Origin of the sequence: Micromonospora sp. DT4 (assembly GCF_049841675.1) — a bacterium.
In the GTDB taxonomy this organism is placed as follows: Bacteria; Actinomycetota; Actinomycetes; order Mycobacteriales; family Micromonosporaceae; genus Micromonospora.
Genome location: NZ_JBNCKT010000321.1, coordinates 1 through 919, shown reverse-complemented (window position 1 = coordinate 919; position 919 = coordinate 1). Strand labels below are relative to the sequence as shown.

At 72.9% G+C, this 919-nt stretch carries 1 protein-coding gene and 1 pseudogene; both read left to right on the top strand.

From position 1 onward, the window contains the following. A partial coding sequence (locus ACLQ24_RS29890; protein ID WP_425895079.1) for an AAA family ATPase occupies positions 1-705 on the top strand: 705 nt, incomplete at its 5' end. A gap of 33 nt (positions 706-738) precedes the next feature. Then, positions 739-919, top strand: a pseudogene (locus tag ACLQ24_RS29885) (VWA domain-containing protein); the annotation flags it as partial.

Genomic DNA, 919 nt, shown 5'->3' with positions numbered 1-919 from the left:
CGCACCCAGCAGGTGCCCGTGCTGCTGTACGGGCCGCCCGGCACCGGCAAGACCGCCATGGTCGAGGCCGCCTTCCCCGACCTGCTCACCGTCGCCGGCACCGGCGACACCGTCGTCGACGACTTCCTCGGCTCCTACAACCCGATCCCCGGCGGCGGCTACGAGTTCGTCCACGGACCCCTCGTCACCGCGATGCGGGAGGGGCGGGTGCTGCTGGTCGACGACGCCACCCTCATCCCACCCCGCGTCCTGGCAGTCCTGTACCCGGCCATGGACGGCCGCGGGGTCATCACCATCCCCGCCCACGGCAACGAGAGCGTGCAGGCCGTCGACGGGTTCTACATCGTCGCCGGCCACAACCCGGGCGTGCACGGCGCGGTGCTCACCGAGGCCCTGGCCTCCCGGTTCACCGTCCACCTGCACGTCACCACCGACTGGGACCTCGCCCGCCACCTCGGCGTCCCCAAGCAGGTCGTGGCCGCAGCGATCGACCTCAACGCCGACCTCACCGCCGGCAAGACCGTGTGGGCGCCGCAGCTGCGCGAACTGCTCGGCTTCGTCAAGGTCCGCGACCACCTGGGCATGACCGCTGCCCTAGCCAACCTGGCCGGCATCGCCCCCGAGGACGCCCGCGACGACGTCACCGCCGCCCTGTCCCGACACACCGGCACACCCATCACCGCGCTCGCCCTCGGCAAGCGCTAACCGCCGCCCACCCCTTCTGGAAGGAGCCCATCCGTGTCCCACCCCAGCACCCACCTACAGCAGGGCGCACCGCCGACGCCGGCCGGCGCCAGCGACTGGCATGCCTGGTCCACGGCGTGGACCCAGCACGTCCCGCTGCTGACCGGCCGTACCGACCTCACCGTCCTCGTCGCCCCCGGCGCCGCCGGGGACACACCCGAGTGCTTCTACCCCG